Source organism: Nocardiopsis valliformis DSM 45023 (assembly GCF_000340985.1).
Taxonomy (GTDB): Bacteria; Actinomycetota; Actinomycetes; order Streptosporangiales; family Streptosporangiaceae; genus Nocardiopsis; species Nocardiopsis exhalans.
This window is the reverse complement of sequence record NZ_ANAZ01000020.1, coordinates 65,501-82,797: the sequence shown is the minus strand read 5'-3', so window position 1 is coordinate 82,797 and position 17,297 is coordinate 65,501. Positions and strand designations below refer to the sequence as shown.

Below are 17,297 nucleotides of genomic sequence, written 5' to 3'. Positions count from 1 at the left end.
GCCCCCCGCCGTAAGGACGGTCCGGCGGGGCTCAGCGGGGTTCTGCGGGGCTGGGTGGGACTCAGAGCCAGGTGACCCTGGAACTCTCCAGGTCGTAGCGGGCGGCGACGACCTCCAACCTCCCGTCCGACACGAACTCACCCAGTTCGTCGTCCCCGCGGAGCCGCTCCGCGATGTGCTGGGCATTGGCCCGGACGCAGTCGTCGAGGAAGTCCTGGCCGTCGTCGGGGGTGGACTCCACCACCTCCAGGATCTCCGCGACCAGGCCGCCAACATGGCCGTGCGGGAGCTCGCCGGTGCGGTGCGCCTCCACCGCCGCGTCGACGGCTCCGCAGCTCTGGTGACCCATCACCACGATCAGGGGCGTGTGCAGGTGATCGACCGCGTAGGTGAGGCTACCGAGCACAGAACCGTCCAGGACCTGACCCGCGGAGCGGATGGTGAAGAGGTCACCCAGCCCCCGGTCGAAGACCAGCTCCGGGGGCACCCGGGAGTCCGCGCAGCCCAGGACGACCGCGAAGGGATCCTGGCCCTCGACCAGCTGGGCACGGCGCGCCCTGCTCTCGTGGGGGTGCTGGGACACGTGGCGGTGCCAGCGTCTGTTGCCCTCCTTGAGCAGGCGCAGGGCCTTCTTGGCGTCGCCGGTGACGGCCCCGACGGGGGCGGCTCCGGCCCAGGCCGAGGAGGGGAGGGTGGTGGCGACGGCTGCGCCGACACCGCCGAGGAGCGACGCCTTGAAGGCGCCGCGGCGGGTGATGGCCATGGGGGCCTCTTTTTCCGTTTCACGAACAAAAGGATTTATGCTGTCAAAGCGGAAAAAAGCTACTCCCGGCGCGTCAGGGGCGACAAGAGCATTGACGCTTCCCTAACGCGCCGGGCCCAAAACGGGACACGGTCCCACACGGCCGGGAGTTCCTTTTCAGACGTGGCGGCGGGACTGCACGAAGTCGAAGCGGCCCGCCACGAAACGCGGGTCGGTCAGCGCGGAGGTCGCCGCGGGGTTGGCCCCCGAACCGTGGTAGTCGCTGAAGGCGGCCGACTGGTTGACGAACACCCCCTGGGTGAGGTTCGCGGACAGGTTCACCCCGGCGTCCAGGGCGGCCTCCTCCGCCCGCTCCAGCACGTCCTCGCTGGTGGAGTAGACCGCAGCGGTGATCGCTCCCTGCTCGGCGATGGTCTCGCCGAGCAGGCGCAGGGACTCCCCGGTGTCGGCCGTGGTGATCACGAAGGAGATCGGACCGAAGTGCTCGCGCCCGTACACCCCCCGGTCCTCGGCGCCCAGCCGGACCAGGGCCGGGGTGCGCACGACGGCGTCGGGGAACTCCGGATGGGCGGGCGAGGTCGGGGCGAGCAGCAGTTCCCCGAGCCCTTGGACCGTGTCCACCCGCTCCCGCACCCCGTCGTTGACCACGGCTCCGAGCACGCCCACGAGCCGCGCGGGATCGGCGACCAGTTCGGCGACGGCGGCGGCCAGGTCCGCGGCGAACTCGTCGGCGCCCTTGTGCCCCTCGTCGGTGTCCACGCCCCCGGCCGGGACGTAGATGTTCTGCGGAGTGGTGCACATCTGGCCGCTGTACAGGGACAGGGAGTGGGCGAGGTTGCCGAGCATCGGGCGATAGGCGTCCGTGGAGTCCACCACCACCGTGTTGGTCCCGGCCTTCTCCGTGCTGACAAAGGCCTGCCGGGCGTTGTCCTCCAGCCAGTCGCCGAACTCCGTGGAGCCGGTGAAGTCGACGATCCGCACCTCGGGACGCAGGGCGAGATCAGCCGCGAGGCGGTCCTCGGGGGCCTCGGCCGCCAGCAGCACGGCATCGGGGTCCAGGCCCTGCTCGGTGAGCACTTCACGGGCGACCGCCACGGTGATCGCCAGCGGCAGCACCGCGCCCGGGTGGGGCTTGACGATCACGGTGTTGCCGGTGACCAGGTCGGCGAAGAGCGCGGGGTAGGAGTTCCAGGTCGGGAAGGTGTTGCAGCCGATGACCAGGCCGATCCCGCGGCCGCGCGCGGTGTAGCGCTTGGCCATGGTGATCGGGCCGCCGCGGCGCTGGGGTTTCTCCCACCGGGACTCGCCCGCGTAGCGCCCGATCATGTCGTAGCCGTAGGCCACCGCCTCCAGCCCCCGGTCCTGGGCGTGCGGGCCACCCGCCTGGAAGGCCATGACGAAGGACTGGCCGCTGGTGTGCTGGACGGCGTGCGCCATCTCGAAGCTGCGGCGGTTGAGCCGGTCGAGGACCTCCAGGCACACACCCGCGCGCACCTCCAGGGGCACACGTCGCCAGGAGGCGAGGGCCCGGCCGGAGGCGGCGAGGAGGGCTTCGGCATCGGCCCGCGGGTAGGTGACGTCGAGTGCCGGGCCGTAGGGAGAGCGTTCGGTGGCCACGCGGCCCCGGTCGCCGGGCCCGTCGAGCGGGAAGTCCTTGCCGAGCAGCGCCTCGAAGGCAGCCTTTCCTTCCGGGGCGGCCTCCTCCCCGTAGACCGATCGGCTCGGCGACTCCGGGTAGGCGCTGTGGTGGTGCCGCCCGCGGATCGCCGCGACGGCGGCGTCAAGGGTCCCTCGGTGTCGTTCGAGCAGGTCCGGATGGTGCGTCGGCACGGCTTACGCCCTTCCTCAGGTGGTGGTCCGGGGTCTATAGTGCGTTACTAACCGACCGTTCGTTAAGTTAGCAAATCCTCGTGAGAGGAAGACACGGCTGGCCGCCCGCCTCCGGCACGTCCGTCCCTGTCACAAGGTAGATTCGACAACCGTGTCCCGATCTTCCGCAACCGAACCAGCCTCCTCGCGCCAGACCGGTCGGCGCCGCTCCGGCCGACCGGGGCACGACGCCGACTCCGTGCTCCGCGTGGCCGCGCGCGTGTTCAACGAACGCGGGTACGACGGCACGAGCATGGAGGACCTGGCCCGCGCCCTGGGCGTGACCAAGTCCGCGATCTACCACCACGTCACCGGAAAGACCGAGCTGCTGCGCCAGTCCCTGGACCTGGCCATGGACGCCCTGTTCGAGGTCACCCGCGAGGAGGGCGCCGTCACCGGACCCGCCATCGCGCGGCTCGAACACGTGATGCGCGGCAGTGTCCGGGTACTGGTGGAAGAGCTACCGCACGTCACCCTGCTGCTGCGGGTACGCGGCAACACCGAGGTGGAGAAGCACGCCCTGGAGCGCCGCCGCCAGTTCGACCACCTCATCGCCGACCTGGTCCGCGAGGGTGTCGTGGACGGCGACATCCGCAGCGACGTCGACCCCGCGGTCGCCTCCCGCCTGCTCTTCGGCATGGTCAACTCGATCGTGGAGTGGTACAAGCCGGACCGTGGCATGGCCGCCGAGGAGATCGCCGACTCCCTGTGCCGGATCGCCTTCGAGGGCCTGCGCAGCCACCGGGACTGAGCGCCTGGGCTCGCCTGTGCCCAGCATCACCCGTCGACCCCCCGGACACCGAAAGCTCCTACCAGGCGGTAGGTTTCACCTTTTCCCTCCGCCACCAACCCCCGGAGCAGGTCCTTGGCGCGCCAGAGGTCGAAATAAAGGTCCTAAAGTAGATTCATCCCTCCTTTTCTCTCTGCTTTTCCGTGCCTTTTCACCTCCCCGCACTCCTTCTTCCCGGAGCCCTCGCCATGATCGACCATTTCGCATACGGCTGGTGGACACCCGCCATCGCCTATGTCCTCTCCGTGACCGGTTCGTTCATCGGACTGCGGTTCGCCCTGCTCTCCAGGGACGCCGACGGGGCCGGGCGCTGGCTGTGGCTGACCCTGAGCGCGGCCTGCCTGGGCGGCACGGCCATCTGGTCCATGCACTTCGTCGCCATGATGGGCTTTCGTGTCCAGGGCGCGCCGATCCGCTACGACACCACGCTGACCATACTCAGCGGCCTGCTGGCGATCGGCGTGATGTTCGTGGCGCTCACCCTGGCCACGACGCGGCCGACCAAGCCGTGGATCATCAGCGGCGGGCTGATCGCGGGTACCGGCGTGGTGGGCATGCACTACATGGGCATGGCCTCGATGAACGTCCACGGCCACCTGCACCACGACCCCGTCTACGTGGGCGCGGCGTGCGTGATCGCGGTGAGCGCGGCCACGACGGCGCTGTGGTTCGCCCTGAACGTGCGCCGCGCCTCCTACTCCCTGCTCGCCGCCCTCCTGATGGGCATCGCCGTCTCGGCCATGCACTACACCGGGATGTTCGGCATGAGCTTCACTGCCGCCGAGCACGTCCCGCTCACCCCGCCACCCGGCGCGAACACCTCGGACCTGCTCCTGCCGCTGATCACCGGGCTGTTCGTCTTCCTGATGGTCTGCAGCCTGTTCCTGTTGCTGAACGCGGGCGAGGACAACAAATCCCGCCATCGCGACAGAAACAACGTCGGTTGACAACCCCGCGTCCGGAAATTGGCCACATCAGGCCACCGGAGGAACGGATACTCCCCTAGCGCTGAATTACGGACATGTCTACGCTCCATGAACAGAAGCCACAATTGTGACTTGCATCATGGAAAGTAGAGAACAGGGAACGTGTCCGATCTCCTCCCCCAAGGCTGGATGACGCCCGCGATCGCCTACATCATCTCGGCGGTCGGCTCCTTCCTGGGGCTTGCCTTCGCCTCCAGAGCCCGTCGGGCGACGGGTTTCTTCCGCTGGCAGTGGCTGGCCCTGGCAGCACTCTCGATCGGCGGGATAGCCATCTGGGCGATGCACTTCGTCGCCATGTTCGGTTACTCCGTCACCGGGTCCCCCCTGCGCTACGACGTCCTCCTCACCGTGATCAGCGGTGTCCTCCCGATCCTGGTCGTCCTGATCGCCCTCCACCTGGTGCTGCGGCAGCCCACCACGGGCCGCCTCCTGGCCAGCGGCACCCTGGTCGGTGTCGGCGTCATCGCCATGCACTACACGGGTGTGGCCGCCATGAACATCCACGGGAGCATGCACCACGACCCCGCCTACGTCGCGCTGTCGTGCGTGATCGCCGTGGCCGCCGCCACCACCGCGCTGTGGTTCGCCCGCAACCTCCAACACCTGGGCAGTATCGCTCTGGCCGCGGTGGTCATGGCGACCGCGGTCACCGCGATGCACTACACCGGCATGGCCGGGCTCCACGCCACCCCGGCCGACTTCAACCCCATCGGCGCACCCGACGGAGCCAAGGCGCGCGACCTGCTGCTTCCCGTGATCATCGGGCTGTTCGTCTTCCTGCTGATCTGCAGCCTCTTCCTGCTGCTCGGCGGCGAGGACGAGTACGAGCGCAGGGACTACACCCGCCCCTCCCACCGGGCGGCGGAGCACACCGTCCAGAGCGCCGACGCCTCTTATCGGCCCCGGCACGGGGCACCGGAGGCACCCGCCCCACGACAACAGTCCCGTCCCGGGGACGACGTGTGGACCAGGCGCCGCTGAGGCCGACCCGAACGACGACGTCGGCGCGGTCGCCGCTGAGGCCGCCGTGATGGCCATCGCCGGTGGCACCGCCTTCGCGGTGCACCGCCGCAGGGCCCGACGCGCGGCCTGAGCGAAACGGTCCGCCCCGACGGGGTGCCTCCCGTCGGAGGCTCCCCGTCGGCATCCGAGGAACCCTCGAAAAACCACTGGCACCGACCCCGGGCCCTGTCCTAGGGTCGGTGCGTGCCGTGCGGTCCGCGCCGGCCGCTGACGAGAGGAGCAAGCCATGGCCTGCACCACGCCTGGTTCCCACACCCGTCTTCCCGTCGTCAGCGAGCCGTAGGTCGCGTTCGACCCGCCCCAGGCACCGGCTCGCGCTCTACCGAAAGAGCACAGTGAGTCAGCACAGCACCACCAGCATGTCCGAGAACACCTTCGGCCACCCGCTCAGCGGGCTCGGCTGGAACCCCCGTGTCGAGACGGCCTTCGACGCCGCCGCCCGGCACTCGACACACGTCCTGCTCCCCGCACGGGTCACCGAGGCCCGCCGGGGAGCCGTGGGTGTCCGTCTCCCCCAGCACGAGACCGCCTCACTCGCCCCGGCCGTCCGCAAAGCCGCGGAGACCGATCCCGCCACCGCTCCGACCAGCGGGGACTGGGTGGCCGTCCGCCGCTCCGGCGACACCTGGCTGGTCGAGGCCGTCCTGGAACGCTCGGGCACCCTTGTCCGCCAGGGCGTAGCCAAGGACTCCCACGACCAGGTCCTGGCCGCCAACATCGACGCGGTCCTGATCTGCGAGGCCGCCGACCAAGGGCCCAACGTGGGTCGCCTGGAACGCTTCCTCAGCCTCGCCTGGACCAGCGGGGCCACCCCCATCGTCGCGATCACCAAGGCCGAACTCGCCGGTGAGCGCCTGCCCGAGGTGGTCGAACTGGTCGAGTCCGTCACCACCGGCGCCGACGTGCACACCGTCAGCGCGCACACCGGTCTGGGCCTGGAGGAACTGGCCGCACGGCTGCGCCCCGGGGCCACCTGGGTGCTGCTCGGCACTTCGGGTGCTGGAAAGTCGAGCCTGCTCAACGCCCTGGCCGGGAAGACGGTCATGGAGACCGGCGCGATCCGCGAGGACCGGCGCGGGCGGCACACCACCACCCACCGGCAGCTGATCCCAATGCCAGGGGGCGCGCTGTTCCTGGACATCCCCGGGGTGCGCCGCATCGACGTGCCCGGTGACGAGAGCGGGGTGGACCGCACTTTCGCCGACATCAACGCACTGGCCGAGCAGTGCCGGTTCGGGGACTGCGCCCACGGCAACGAACCGGGGTGCGCGGTCAACGCGGCGGTGGACGAGGGCGAGCTGGACACCCGACGTCTGGAGCGCTGGTACAAGCTGCGCCGCGAGGCCGAGTGGAACCGGTCCCGCGGCGACGCCCGGCTGCGCGCCGAACGCCGCAAGGGGTGGAAGAAGAACGACCGCCACGGCCGCGAGGCGGCCCGCCGCAAACGCGGCTACTGACGGTCCGCCCGCCCCCTCATCCCCGGTGATCTTGCTACCAGTAGCAAGTTCGGCGCCGAACTTGCTACTGGTAGCAAGATCATCTTCGGGAGGAGGGCCCGACCCCGTCTCTCAGAAGCCGAAGGCCCTGCGGGCGTTGTCCGCGACGATCCCGGCGAGTTCATCCTCGCCCATGCCCTTGGTCTCGGCCAGCACGCGCAGTGTGAGCGGGATCAGGTACGGGGCGTTGGGGCGGCCCCGGTAGGGCTTAGGAGTGAGGAAGGGGGCGTCGGTCTCCACCAGCACCAGCTCGGGCGGGGCCACCTTGGCGGCCTCGCGCAGGGGTTCGGCGCTGGCGAAGGTGACGTTGCCCGCGAAGCTCATGAAGTAGCCGTGCTCGGCGCACACCCGGGCCATGTCGGCGTCACCGGAGAAGCAGTGGAAGACCACCCGCTCCGGAGCGCCCTCCTCGGCCAGGATCCGCAGCACGTCCTCGTGGGCCTCGCGGTCGTGGATCATGAGGGCCTTGCCGTGCTTCTTGGCGATGGCGATGTGGCGGCGGAAGGACTCCTCCTGCGCGCGTGCGCCCTCGGGCCCGGTGCGGAAGGTGTCCATCCCGGTCTCACCGACCGCCACCACCTGCGGCAGGGCGGCCAGCGCGTCGATCTCGGCGAGCTGGGTCTCCAGGGCCTCGATCCCGCCGGCCGGACGGGCCTTCTCCGTCCAGTCGGTGTCGTCGGCCTCAACACCCTCGGCGCCGTCGCCGTGCACCACCCGCGGGGCCTCGTTCGGGTGCAGCGCCACCGCGGCCCATACCTTGCCCGGGTGGGCTTCGGCGATCTGCACCGCCCAGCGCGAAGAGGGCAGGTCGACCCCCACCTGCACAAGCGGCGTCACCCCCACGGCCTCGGCGGCGACGATGATCTCGTCGACCTCGGGGGTCTGCATGTCCATGTGGGTGTGGCTGTCGGCCACCGCGACCCGCAGGCCCTCGGGTGCCGGAGGCGGCGTCTGCGCGTTGCGCTCCTTGACCGCCTTGCCACTGCGCTTACCCATGTCATGCCCCCGTTGTCGTGCTGTTCCGCCGTGGTGATTCTAGGCGGCCCGCCAAGGCACCGGCCCCAGCGCACAGCCCGGTCTAGGGTGGGAATCACGACACACGTTGACCGACCCGCGGAGCCCCACTTGTACATCGAGCGAATCAGCGTCGACGGCATCCGTGGCTTCCACGGCCCCCGCGCGGTGGAGAACCTGGAGTTCCCCTTGCCAAAGGAGGGCCAGGGAAGCTGGACTGTCCTCGCCGGACGCAACGGCTCGGGAAAGACGACTCTGCTGCGAGCCATCGCCCTAGGGCTGGTGGGGCCCTGGCATACGAGGACCCTGGCTCCTGAATTCGGTGACGGGACACCTCTACCAGCTGGAACCGGAAAGATCACGGTCACCATCCAGCCGAGCCCTGACTGGGACGCGTTCGTGGGCGCGCAGTCACAGCAACATGTCGCAGGCACGCTCCGGTGGAGAAGAGTGCAGGTCGACCAGACCTGTGAGCACCTCGTGTCAGGTCCATTCCCGGAGCCGAGCCGCTCCTTGGAAACAGACCTGTTGATCAGCGCCTGGGCAGAGGAAACTACCGGCTGGTTCGTTGCTGGCTACGGCCCATTCCGCCGTCTGGGGGGTGGTTCCAGTGCCACCCACAGGCTCATGGGCACTCCAGGACCCGTTTCAAGACTCGGAAGCCTGTTCAACGAGGACGTATCTCTCGCCGAAAGCATCGAGTGGCTAAAGAACCTGCTCCTCCCGAGGCGGACCAAGCACGCGACAGAGCAAGCCCGAGAGCTCTTGGGCTTCGTCAAAGCCCTGTTGAACGACGGCCTCCTACCCGAGGACTTCCAGATCTCCCGCGTGGACGCTGATGGTCTGTGGGTGGAGCGCAGCGGGCATATTCTCGCCTTGCAAGAGATCAGTGACGGCTACCGCGCTGTCTCCGCGATGGTCCTCGACATGGTGCGGCAGATCCACGGTGCGGGTGGTGACAAGGTCCTCGAACGGCATCAGGACGGTACTCCTCATGTGGTGATGCCCGGCGTGGTCCTGATCGACGAAATCGATGCGCACCTGCACGTGAGCTGGCAGAAGGAAATCGGGGGCTGGCTCAAGAAGCACTTCCCCAACATCCAGTTCATCGTCTCCTCACACAGCCCCTACATCTGCCAGAGCGCCGACCCCGGCGGCCTGATCAAACTCCCCGGGGTAAATGAGGAGAGAGCACCCGAGGTCGTCTCTGAAGACCTGTACCAGCGCATCGTCTACGGCAGCGGCGACGACGCACTCCTCACCGACCTCTTCGGCATCGACACTCCCTACTCCGAAGCGGCGGAAGAGATGCGGCGCCACCTGGGTGCACTCGAACTCGCCGTGCTTCGTGGAAAGGCATCCGAACCAGAGCGGCAGGAATACGTCGAGCTCAGCAAAATACTCAACAGCTCCCTCTCCGCACGGGTAGACGAGGTCGCCTCACGGTTGGACCCCGGATGATTCGGCTCTGGCGGGCGGATCTTCCCAACGACCTGGCCGAGGAGCTCTCGAAGAAAACCGTTGCACTCACCAAGGCCCAGGCGGACGGCGAAGCGGCTCGGAAAAAGTGGAAGAACGCGAAAGCATGCAAAGGCCGTCTGCGTGATCAGCTGGGCAGTATGGCGGCCGGCGTCGAGCGATGTATGTACTGCGGCGACAGCATGGGCACTGACGTCGACCACTTCGAACCGATTTTCCTCGCCCCGTTCCGGACCTTCGAATGGCTTAACCATCTCCTGGCGTGCTCGCACTGCAACAGCCATGAGAAGAGGGAGAGCTTTCCCCGAACGGAGGAGGGTGCTCCCCTCCTGATCGACCCGACCTCGGAGGAACCCACTGAGCACCTGCTCCTGGTTCTGTCCACGGGAGCGTACGAGGCACTCACCACCAAAGGTGAGAGCGTCATCGAGATCTTCGGGCTGAACAGGCAATCCCTGGTTCGGGGTCGGCGGAGCGCCTTCGTCACCTCCAAGGCCGTACTTCAGACCTATCTCAGGCAGCACGAGGACGGGCTACTGGACGAAGCCGCTGAAACAGCCACCGAACTGGATTACCAGCCCTTCGCTGATGTGCGCGCGGCCATGCGGTGGACCCGGCAGAACGTCGCTCCTGAGAATGCTGAAGTGATCCTGGGCGGCCCGGTGGTCGTCCGTGCTCTCGACCTTCTGCCGCCTTTCCGATGAGCGCGTCCGTGCGAAGAAGAGCGGGCCCCGGTCGACATGACCGGGGCCCGCTTCGGCGTTCGTCGCCTGTCTACTCGCTCTCGCCGGCCAGGCGGGCCAGTTCCTCATCGACCACGGACGGGTCGAGCTTGGTGAAGAGCGGGGTCGGGCGGCTCAGCGGGGTGCCCGGAACGATCGGGACCGACTCCCAGCGGGCGTCGTTGTCGGCGTAGTCACCGGTGATGACCGGGTAGTCCACCTTCTCCTCGGAGCCGCCGATGGTGTCGTGGCCGGACTCGATGCGGGGCATGCCAGTCCAGGTCCCGGTGCCGCCGAGCATCGCGTACACCTTGTTGGCCGACTCCGGCAGGAACGGCGTCAGCAGGGTGTTGGCGTCGCTGACCAGCTGCAGGGACACGTGCAGGACGGTCGCCATGCGCTCCGGGTCGGTCTTCTTGAGCGCCCACGGAGCCTGGTCGGAGATGTACTTGTTGGCCTCGGCGACGGTGCGCATGGCTTCCTGGAGGCCCGCCTTGAACTGCGACTTCTCCAGGCGGGCGCCGACCGTGGCGAAGGCCTCCCGGGAGGCGTCCATGACCTTGCGGTCCTCGTCGGTCAACTCGCCCGCGGCGGGGATCTCGCCGAGGTTCTTGGCCGCCATGGAGATGGAGCGGTTGACCAGGTTGCCCCAGGCCGCCACCAGCTCGTCGTTGTTGCGCCGGACGAACTCGGCCCAGGTGAAGTCGGTGTCCTGGTTCTCCGGGCCCGCGGCCATGATGTAGTAGCGCAGCGCGTCCGCGGAGTAGCGCTCCAGGAAGTCGCGCACGTAGATCACCACGCGGCGCGAGGAGGAGAACTTCTGCCCCTCCATGGTGAGGAACTCGCTGGAGACCACCTCGGTGGGCACGTTCAGCTCGCCCAGCGGACCGGCCTCGCCGCCCCCGTTGCCCTTGCCGCTCGCCCCGAGCAGGATCGAGGGCCAGATGACCGAGTGGAAAACGATGTTGTCCTTGCCCATGAAGTAGAAGGACTCGGTCGCGTCCCCCTGCCACCAGCGGCGCCAGGCCTCGGGCTCACCGACGCGCTGGGCCCACTCGATAGACGCGGACAGGTAGCCGATCACCGCGTCGAACCACACGTAGACGCGTTTGGCGTCGTTGTCGCTCCACCCCTCCAGCGGGATGGGCACGCCCCAGTTGAGGTCACGGGTGACGGCGCGCGGCTGGAGGTCTTCCACCAGGTTCAGCGAGAACTTGAGGACGTTGGGCCGCCACTCCCCCTCTTTGCCCTTGAGCCACTCGGTGAGGACCTCGGCGAAAGCAGGCAGGTCGAGCATGAAGTGCTCGGTATCCACGAACTCCGGGGTCTCGCCGTTGATCCGGGAGCGGGGCGAGATCAGGTCGATCGGGTCGAGCTGGTTGCCGCAGTTGTCGCACTGGTCGCCGCGCGCGCCGTCGAAACCGCAGATCGGGCAGGTGCCCTCGATGTAGCGGTCGGGCAGCGTACGGCCGGTGGACGGGGATCGCGCGCCCTGGGTGGTGCGCGTGAAGACGTAGCCGTTGTCATAGAGCGTGGTGAACAGCTGCTGGACGACGGAGTAGTGGTTGCCGGTCGTGGTGCGGGTGAACAGGTCGTAGGACAGACCGAGCGCGACCAGGTCCTCGGCGATGATCCGGTTGTAACGGTCGGCCAGTTCCCGGGCGGTGACGCCCTCCTGGTCGGCGAGCACCTGGATCGGGGTGCCGTGTTCGTCGGTGCCGCTGACCATCAGCACGTTGTTCCCCGACATTCGCTGGAAGCGCGAGAAGACGTCCGAGGGGACTCCGAAACCGGAGACGTGGCCGATGTGGCGCGGGCCGTTGGTGTAGGGCCAGGCGACCGCGGTCAGGATGTGGCGATTCGACGACATGACTCAAGACTAAAGGTGGCCCGGGGTGTCCGAGCACCAAAGGACTCCGCGGGTTGGTCCGCGGAATCGTCCGTTCGCCGGGTTGTCCACAGGGCCGACCGCACGATTCCCCCGGACCGGTGCGTACCCGTATGCTCTGCAACACGAGGCCGTGTGTCACCGGGGCACCGGCCGGAGTCAGTAGGACCCTTCTACCCGGCCCTGAGGCGGTGGTCACCACGGTTACCCGTGCCGTACCCCGTCCTGCCCTGCGGACCAGCTCGCTGATCATCAGCGTGGTCCTGCTGGTCATCCTGTCCTTCCCCGTGGCCGCCGGCCTCTCCGGGGAGAGGGACACCGTGGCCCTGCCCTCGCACGGCGGTGTCACCGTCCCCGCGGACCCGTCCGCGCACGACGGTGCGTCCGTCCACGACGACGCAGCCGCGAACAGCTCCGACGACGGCCGCGATACCGCCGCCCACGAGGCGACGGAGGAAGCGCGCCCCTACCTCGGATCCCAGACGGTCGCCCTCGGGCCGCCCGCTTCCACCTGCGACCTGCGCTCGGTGCTGCGAGACCTGCCCGACACCGTCCCCGCGTGCGCGCTGCGCCTGGCGGTGTGGGACCAACCCTGGTGGCCGCTGCCCCTCCCGCACCACGACCCCGTTCCCGAACGGATCGACGCGGAAGGGCTGCCGCCCACCCGGGCACCACCTCTCACCGCGCACACCATCGTCTGACCATCCCGGTCGGCCGGCTCCCCGCACCCCGAAGGTGCCGGGACCGGCATCACGCACCCCCCTGCCCTGAGTTTCCGGGCACGTGACCGGTACCCACCATCCGCAGTGAGAGGTTCACCCCTTGTCCAGTCAAACGGGAGCCGGGGCGCGCTGGACACGCGCGCTCATCTCCCTTCTCGTCATTCTCGTCGCGTTCGGCGCGGCGTGGTTCATCCCACCGCGGCTGGGGCTCGACCTCAGCGGCGGTACGCAGATCGTCCTGGAGACCCAGGACGGCACCGACGGCACCGAGGCCAACTCGGAGAACACCGACAAGGTCGTCGAGGTACTGCGCCAGCGCATCGACCGCCTCGGTGTGGCCGAGGCGACCATGTCGCGCTCCGGTGAGAACCGGATCATCGTCGAGCTCCCGGGTGTGCAGGACCCGGCGGAGGCCGCGCAGATCGTCGGCCAGACCGCCCAGCTGTCCTTCCACCCCGTGCTCGGTGTCGGCGACCCGGGCGGCCAGGGTGTGCAGGCCCCCGACTTCGCCAACCCGCCCGCGGACGAGGCCCGTGCTCCCGCCGACGGTGAGGACGGCGCCCCCGCGGAGGGCGAGGGCCAGCTCTCCCCGGACGAGCTGGACATGGAGGCGCTCCTCGAAGGCATGGGCGGCGACCAGGGGATGCCCCAGGCACCCGGCGGCGCCCCGGCGGAGAACCCCGCCGACGTCGCGATGACGCTGCCCGACGACGAGGGCCAGATGCTCCAGCTGGGCGAGGCCGCCATCCAGGGCGACCGCGTCTCCAGCGCCGACGCCGCGCTCGACAGCGTCAACCGCGCCTCCTGGGTCGTCAACGTCAGCTTCCGCGGCGAGGGCCGCGAGCAGTGGCGCGAGCTGACCGGCGAGGCCGCCTGCAACCCGGTCGGCACCCCCCAGCGCCGCGTGGCGATCGTTCTGGACGGCCAGATCATCTCCTCCCCGCAGGTGACCGAGGAGACCGGCTGTGAGTCCGGTATGGCTGGCGGCCAGACCACCATCAGCGGCGCGAACTTCACCAGCGAGAGCGCCAACGAGCTCGCCGTCCTGATCGAGGGCGGCTCGCTGCCGCTGCCGGTCACCGAGGTGCAGCGCCAGACGGTCGGCCCGACCCTCGGTGCCGCCGCCATCCAGGCCAGCGCCATCGCCGCGGTCCTGGGTATCGCCTTCACCGCCCTGTACATCACGCTGGTGTACCGGCTCGTGGGCTTCCTGGCCTCGATCGCGCTGGCCTTCTACACCCTGATCGCCTACGGTGCGCTGGTCGCGCTGGGGGCCACACTCACCTTGCCGGGTCTGGCCGGTTTCGTGTTGGCGATTGGTATGGCCATCGACGCGAACGTGCTGATCTTCGAACGCGCGCGTGAGGAATATCAGCGACAACAGAAGACGTACGAGGCGAACAAGTCCGCCGGGATGCAGGACGCCACCGACGCCGAGGCCGCCAGGTCCGAGACGGGCGCGCTGGCCCGCCGTCGCCGCCGTGCGATTCCGCCGAGCCTGGAGAAGGGTTTCGTCCAGGGAACGCAGAAGGCCTGGAGCGCGGTCCTCGACACCAACGTCACCACGTTCATCGCCGCCGGTCTGCTGTTCTTCTTCGCCTCCGGCACCGTGCAGGGCTTCGGCGTCACGCTGAGCATCGGTACCGTCGCCTCGATGATCTCCGCGCTGATCATCGCGCGCGTGTTGGTCGAGTGGGCCGTGCGCCGCGCGGTCATCAAGAAGCACCCCGCCATCACGGGTATCGGCAAGATCGGTGGGGTCCGCGCCTGGCTGGTGAAGAAGAACCCGCAGCTCATGGACTACCGCCGCGTCGGCCTCGCCGTCGCCGCACTGGTGGTGCTCACCGCCATCGCCGCCCCGTTCGTCCGGGACACCAACCTGGGCGTGGAGTTCACCGGCGGACGGGTCCTGGAGTACGAGATCACCGGCGACGAGCCCATCTCGGTGGACGAGGCGCGCTCGGTCATCTCCGGCCTGGACTTCGCGGGCTCGGACACGGCGGTGGTGCAGGAGGCCGGTGACGGCGACATCTCCGTGCGTACCGGCAACATCTCCGATCCGGAAGCCGCGGCCGTGGCCACCGCCCTGGACGAAGCGACCGGCGGTGTGGAGCTGGTCAGCGACGAGCTGATCGGCCCGAGCATGGGTGACGAGCTGCGCAACAAGGCCCTGATCGCCCTCGGTGCGGCCCTGGCCCTGCAGATGGCCTACCTGGCCTGGCGTTTCCGCTGGTCCTTCGGTGTCTCCACGATGCTGTCGCTGGCCTTCAACATGGTGCTGGTCATCGGCCTGTTCATCTGGCTGGGCAAGCCCATCGACGGTGTCTTCCTCGCCGCGATCCTGAGCGTCATCGGCTTCACCGTCAACGACACGGTGGTGGTATTCGACAGGGTCCGGGACGAGTGGGCGAGGGACGACAAGTCCTCGTTCAAGAAAATCGCCAACCGGGCCGTGGTCAACACCCTGCCGCGTACGGTCAACACGACCGTCGGTGCGTTGATCATCCTGGGCTTCCTGACCTTCTTCGGCGGTTCATCGCTCCAGGACTTCTCCATCGCGATGCTGGTCGGTCTGACCACCGGTGTGGTCTCCACGGTGTTCGTCGCGGTTCCGCTGGCGATCTGGCTGCAGAAGTGGGACAAGACGCCCGCTCCGCACGTGCTCAAGGAGCGCAAGGCCAAGCAGAAGGTGGCCGCCAAGGCCGCCCGTGACAACGACGACGGGGCCGTGGTCTAGACACCGCGTCCGTCAGAGCGAAACAGGGAGGGCCCCGGTCCGCGCACCACGCGCGGACCGGGGCCCTCCCCTCTTGGCGGAGCTCCTGCGGTTCAGCCGCTCTGGACCGGTGTCGGAGCACCCTCCGAGGCCTGGACGAGGACGAAACCCTGCCCCTCCAGGGACAGTTGGAAGGCCTCACCGCTACCCCGCCCAATGAGGGCGCCCGCTTTGAAGGACCGGCGGATACCGGTTTGCAGCGAGCTCGACCAGGCGACGGCGGCGTCGGTGTCCACGAAGGTGGGCTGGTCGACGTTGAGCAGCACGGGTGTTCCGTGGCAGGCGATCGCCACCCGCCCCCGCCCGGTGAAAACGGTGTTGAACACCCCTCCCGCGGTCATCCCCGCGCCCTGGACCCGGCGGATGTCCCACTCCAGGGTCGGCTCGAAGGCCAGCACGTTCTCTCCGCTGACGGTGAGGGACTCCCCCTCCAGGTCGACCAGGTGCACATCCCAGGCGTCCCGGGCCAGGAACACGTCCCCCTGCCCAGACACACGCATCAGGGGCAGGTCCTCCCCCGTGAAGGCCTTCTTGAAGAACTTCCCCACACTGCCCGCGCCCTGGTAGGAGAAATCGATGTTCCCCTGGTAGGCGACCATGGAACCCTGCCGGGCGAAGAACTCGCCGTTCAGGCCCACTCTCAACATCTTGTGGTTCTGCAGGTGCATGCCCGGCTGCTGGGTTTCCCGAGCCTGCTGGAAGAGCTCGCTGCGCATGGGGAGATCCTCGTTCCTGTTGCGGGTTGTTACCAGGTTCGACGCCCTGGCTGCCGAATGGTTCCGAGTCAGCGCCTCACTCGGCCTCCACGACACCTACTCGACCTCGGCCTCCACGACCCCGTGCACGAGGTCGTAGACACGGCGCTTGGGCACCCCGGTCTCCTTGGCGATCCGGACGATGGCTTCCTTTCGGCGCACGCCCTCGTCCTCCAGTTCGGCCACCGCGGCCACCAGGTCGGCGTCGCTGGTGCGCTCCGCCCTGGGGCGGGCGCCTTCCACGACCACCGAGATCTCACCGCGCACCCCTTCCGCGGCCCATCCGGCCAACTCGCCCAGACCGCCCCGGCGCACCTCCTCGTAGGTCTTAGTGAGCTCGCGGCACACCGCCGCCCGGCGGTCCGCGCCGAAGGCGGCGGCCATCGCCTCCAGGGTGGCGGCGATCCGGTGCGGGCTCTCGAAGAAGACCATCGTGCGGCGCTCGTCGGCGAGCTCGTCCAGATACCCCTTCAGGCCCTTGCGCGGCGGGAAGCCCTCGAAGCAGAATCGGTCCGTGGGCAGTCCGGACACCACCAGGGCGGTGGTCACCGCCGACGGCCCCGGGATCGCGGTGACGGGGATTCCCTCGTTCGCGCAGGCCGCCGCCAGGCGGTAGCCGGGATCGGACACCCCGGGCATCCCGGCATCGGTGACGACCAGGACCTCCTCGCCCCTCCTGAGGTCGCTGAGGAGTTCCTCACCCCGGCGGGTCTCGTTCTGGTCGTAGTAAGAAACAATTCGGGCCCCGGACTCCCCGCCCAACCGGATGCCCGAACGCGAGGCGAACTGCTTCAACCGGCGGGTGTCCTCCGCGGCGATCACGCGCGCGCCCTCCAGGGCCTGCAGCAGCCGGGGCGGCGCGTCCTCCTGGTTCCCGATGGGCAACCCGGCCAGGACCAGCCTCCCGACCCGCTGCGTTCCATCCACAACCTCAACCACTGTGATCCCCGTCCTGTCGCGCTACGGTTGGCACTATCGCGCCACCCGAAACCCGGTTTCGCGGCCCGTCCGCAA

At 68.7% G+C, this 17,297-nt stretch carries 14 protein-coding genes; 8 read left to right on the top strand and 6 right to left on the bottom strand.

Annotated features, from left to right (window positions below; genetic code table 11):
- Window positions 1–61: 61 nt before the first annotated feature.
- Together D457_RS0120115 and paaN are read right to left on the bottom strand one after the other, a co-directional pair.
- Window positions 62–763 (bottom strand): carbonic anhydrase, encoded by a 702-nt coding sequence (locus D457_RS0120115; protein WP_017582473.1) that lies wholly within the window; start codon window positions 761–763, stop codon window positions 62–64.
- 156 nt (window positions 764–919) lie between these two features.
- Window positions 920–2,593: a phenylacetic acid degradation protein PaaN gene (gene paaN / locus D457_RS0120110; RefSeq protein ID WP_017582472.1), complete on the bottom strand. Its 1,674-nt coding sequence runs from the start codon at window positions 2,591–2,593 to the stop codon at window positions 920–922.
- 247 nt (window positions 2,594–2,840) lie between these two features.
- On the opposite strand from paaN, the gene D457_RS0120105 reads away from it, so the two are divergent.
- The 4 genes from D457_RS0120105 to rsgA all read left to right on the top strand — a co-directional run bounded on the left by D457_RS0120105 (window position 2,841) and on the right by rsgA (window position 6,888).
- Complete coding sequence (locus tag D457_RS0120105) at window positions 2,841–3,383, top strand: TetR/AcrR family transcriptional regulator (RefSeq protein ID WP_026116833.1); 543 nt, start codon at window positions 2,841–2,843, stop codon at window positions 3,381–3,383.
- A 227-nt stretch (window positions 3,384–3,610) separates the two neighbouring features.
- Window positions 3,611–4,369, top strand: coding sequence for an MHYT domain-containing protein (locus D457_RS0120100; protein ID WP_017582470.1), 759 nt, complete (start codon window positions 3,611–3,613; stop codon window positions 4,367–4,369).
- Window positions 4,370–4,510: 141 nt separating this feature from the next.
- Entirely contained in the window at window positions 4,511–5,389 is an 879-nt protein-coding gene (locus D457_RS0120095; RefSeq protein WP_026116832.1) for an MHYT domain-containing protein, read from the top strand.
- A 401-nt stretch (window positions 5,390–5,790) separates the two neighbouring features.
- Window positions 5,791–6,888, top strand: a complete 1,098-nt coding sequence (gene rsgA / locus D457_RS0120090) for a ribosome small subunit-dependent GTPase A (protein ID WP_086002216.1) — start codon at window positions 5,791–5,793, stop codon at window positions 6,886–6,888.
- Between the two features lie 111 nt (window positions 6,889–6,999).
- Here the strand turns inward: rsgA and D457_RS0120085 are convergent, their stop codons facing one another.
- Complete coding sequence (locus D457_RS0120085; RefSeq protein WP_017582467.1) at window positions 7,000–7,923, bottom strand: TatD family hydrolase; 924 nt, start codon at window positions 7,921–7,923, stop codon at window positions 7,000–7,002.
- A 129-nt stretch (window positions 7,924–8,052) separates the two neighbouring features.
- Between D457_RS0120085 and D457_RS0120080 the strand changes: the two genes are divergently transcribed.
- Window positions 8,053–9,402: an AAA family ATPase gene (locus D457_RS0120080; protein WP_026116831.1), complete on the top strand. Its 1,350-nt coding sequence runs from the start codon at window positions 8,053–8,055 to the stop codon at window positions 9,400–9,402.
- A complete protein-coding gene (locus tag D457_RS33005; RefSeq protein ID WP_239646164.1) occupies window positions 9,399–10,124 on the top strand; it encodes an HNH endonuclease family protein in 726 nt (241 codons plus the stop codon). Before D457_RS0120080 ends, D457_RS33005 begins: the two co-directional genes overlap by 4 nt.
- A gap of 70 nt (window positions 10,125–10,194) precedes the next feature.
- Here the strand turns inward: D457_RS33005 and metG are convergent, their stop codons facing one another.
- Window positions 10,195–12,012, bottom strand: a complete 1,818-nt coding sequence (gene metG / locus D457_RS0120070) for a methionine--tRNA ligase (protein ID WP_017582464.1) — start codon at window positions 12,010–12,012, stop codon at window positions 10,195–10,197.
- 209 nt (window positions 12,013–12,221) lie between these two features.
- On the opposite strand from metG, the gene D457_RS0120065 reads away from it, so the two are divergent.
- Window positions 12,222–12,731 (top strand): hypothetical protein, encoded by a 510-nt coding sequence (locus D457_RS0120065; RefSeq protein WP_017582463.1) that lies wholly within the window; start codon window positions 12,222–12,224, stop codon window positions 12,729–12,731.
- Between the two features lie 121 nt (window positions 12,732–12,852).
- Complete coding sequence (gene secD, locus D457_RS0120060; protein ID WP_017582462.1) at window positions 12,853–15,489, top strand: protein translocase subunit SecD; 2,637 nt, start codon at window positions 12,853–12,855, stop codon at window positions 15,487–15,489.
- A gap of 92 nt (window positions 15,490–15,581) precedes the next feature.
- Here secD and D457_RS0120055 read toward each other — a convergent pair whose 3' ends face one another.
- Both D457_RS0120055 and rsmI read right to left on the bottom strand, forming a co-directional pair.
- Entirely contained in the window at window positions 15,582–16,244 is a 663-nt protein-coding gene (locus D457_RS0120055; protein WP_017582461.1) for an AIM24 family protein, read from the bottom strand.
- Window positions 16,245–16,340: 96 nt separating this feature from the next.
- Window positions 16,341–17,222 (bottom strand): 16S rRNA (cytidine(1402)-2'-O)-methyltransferase, encoded by an 882-nt coding sequence (gene rsmI, locus D457_RS0120050; protein ID WP_039831571.1) that lies wholly within the window; start codon window positions 17,220–17,222, stop codon window positions 16,341–16,343.
- Window positions 17,223–17,297 lie beyond the last annotated feature (75 nt).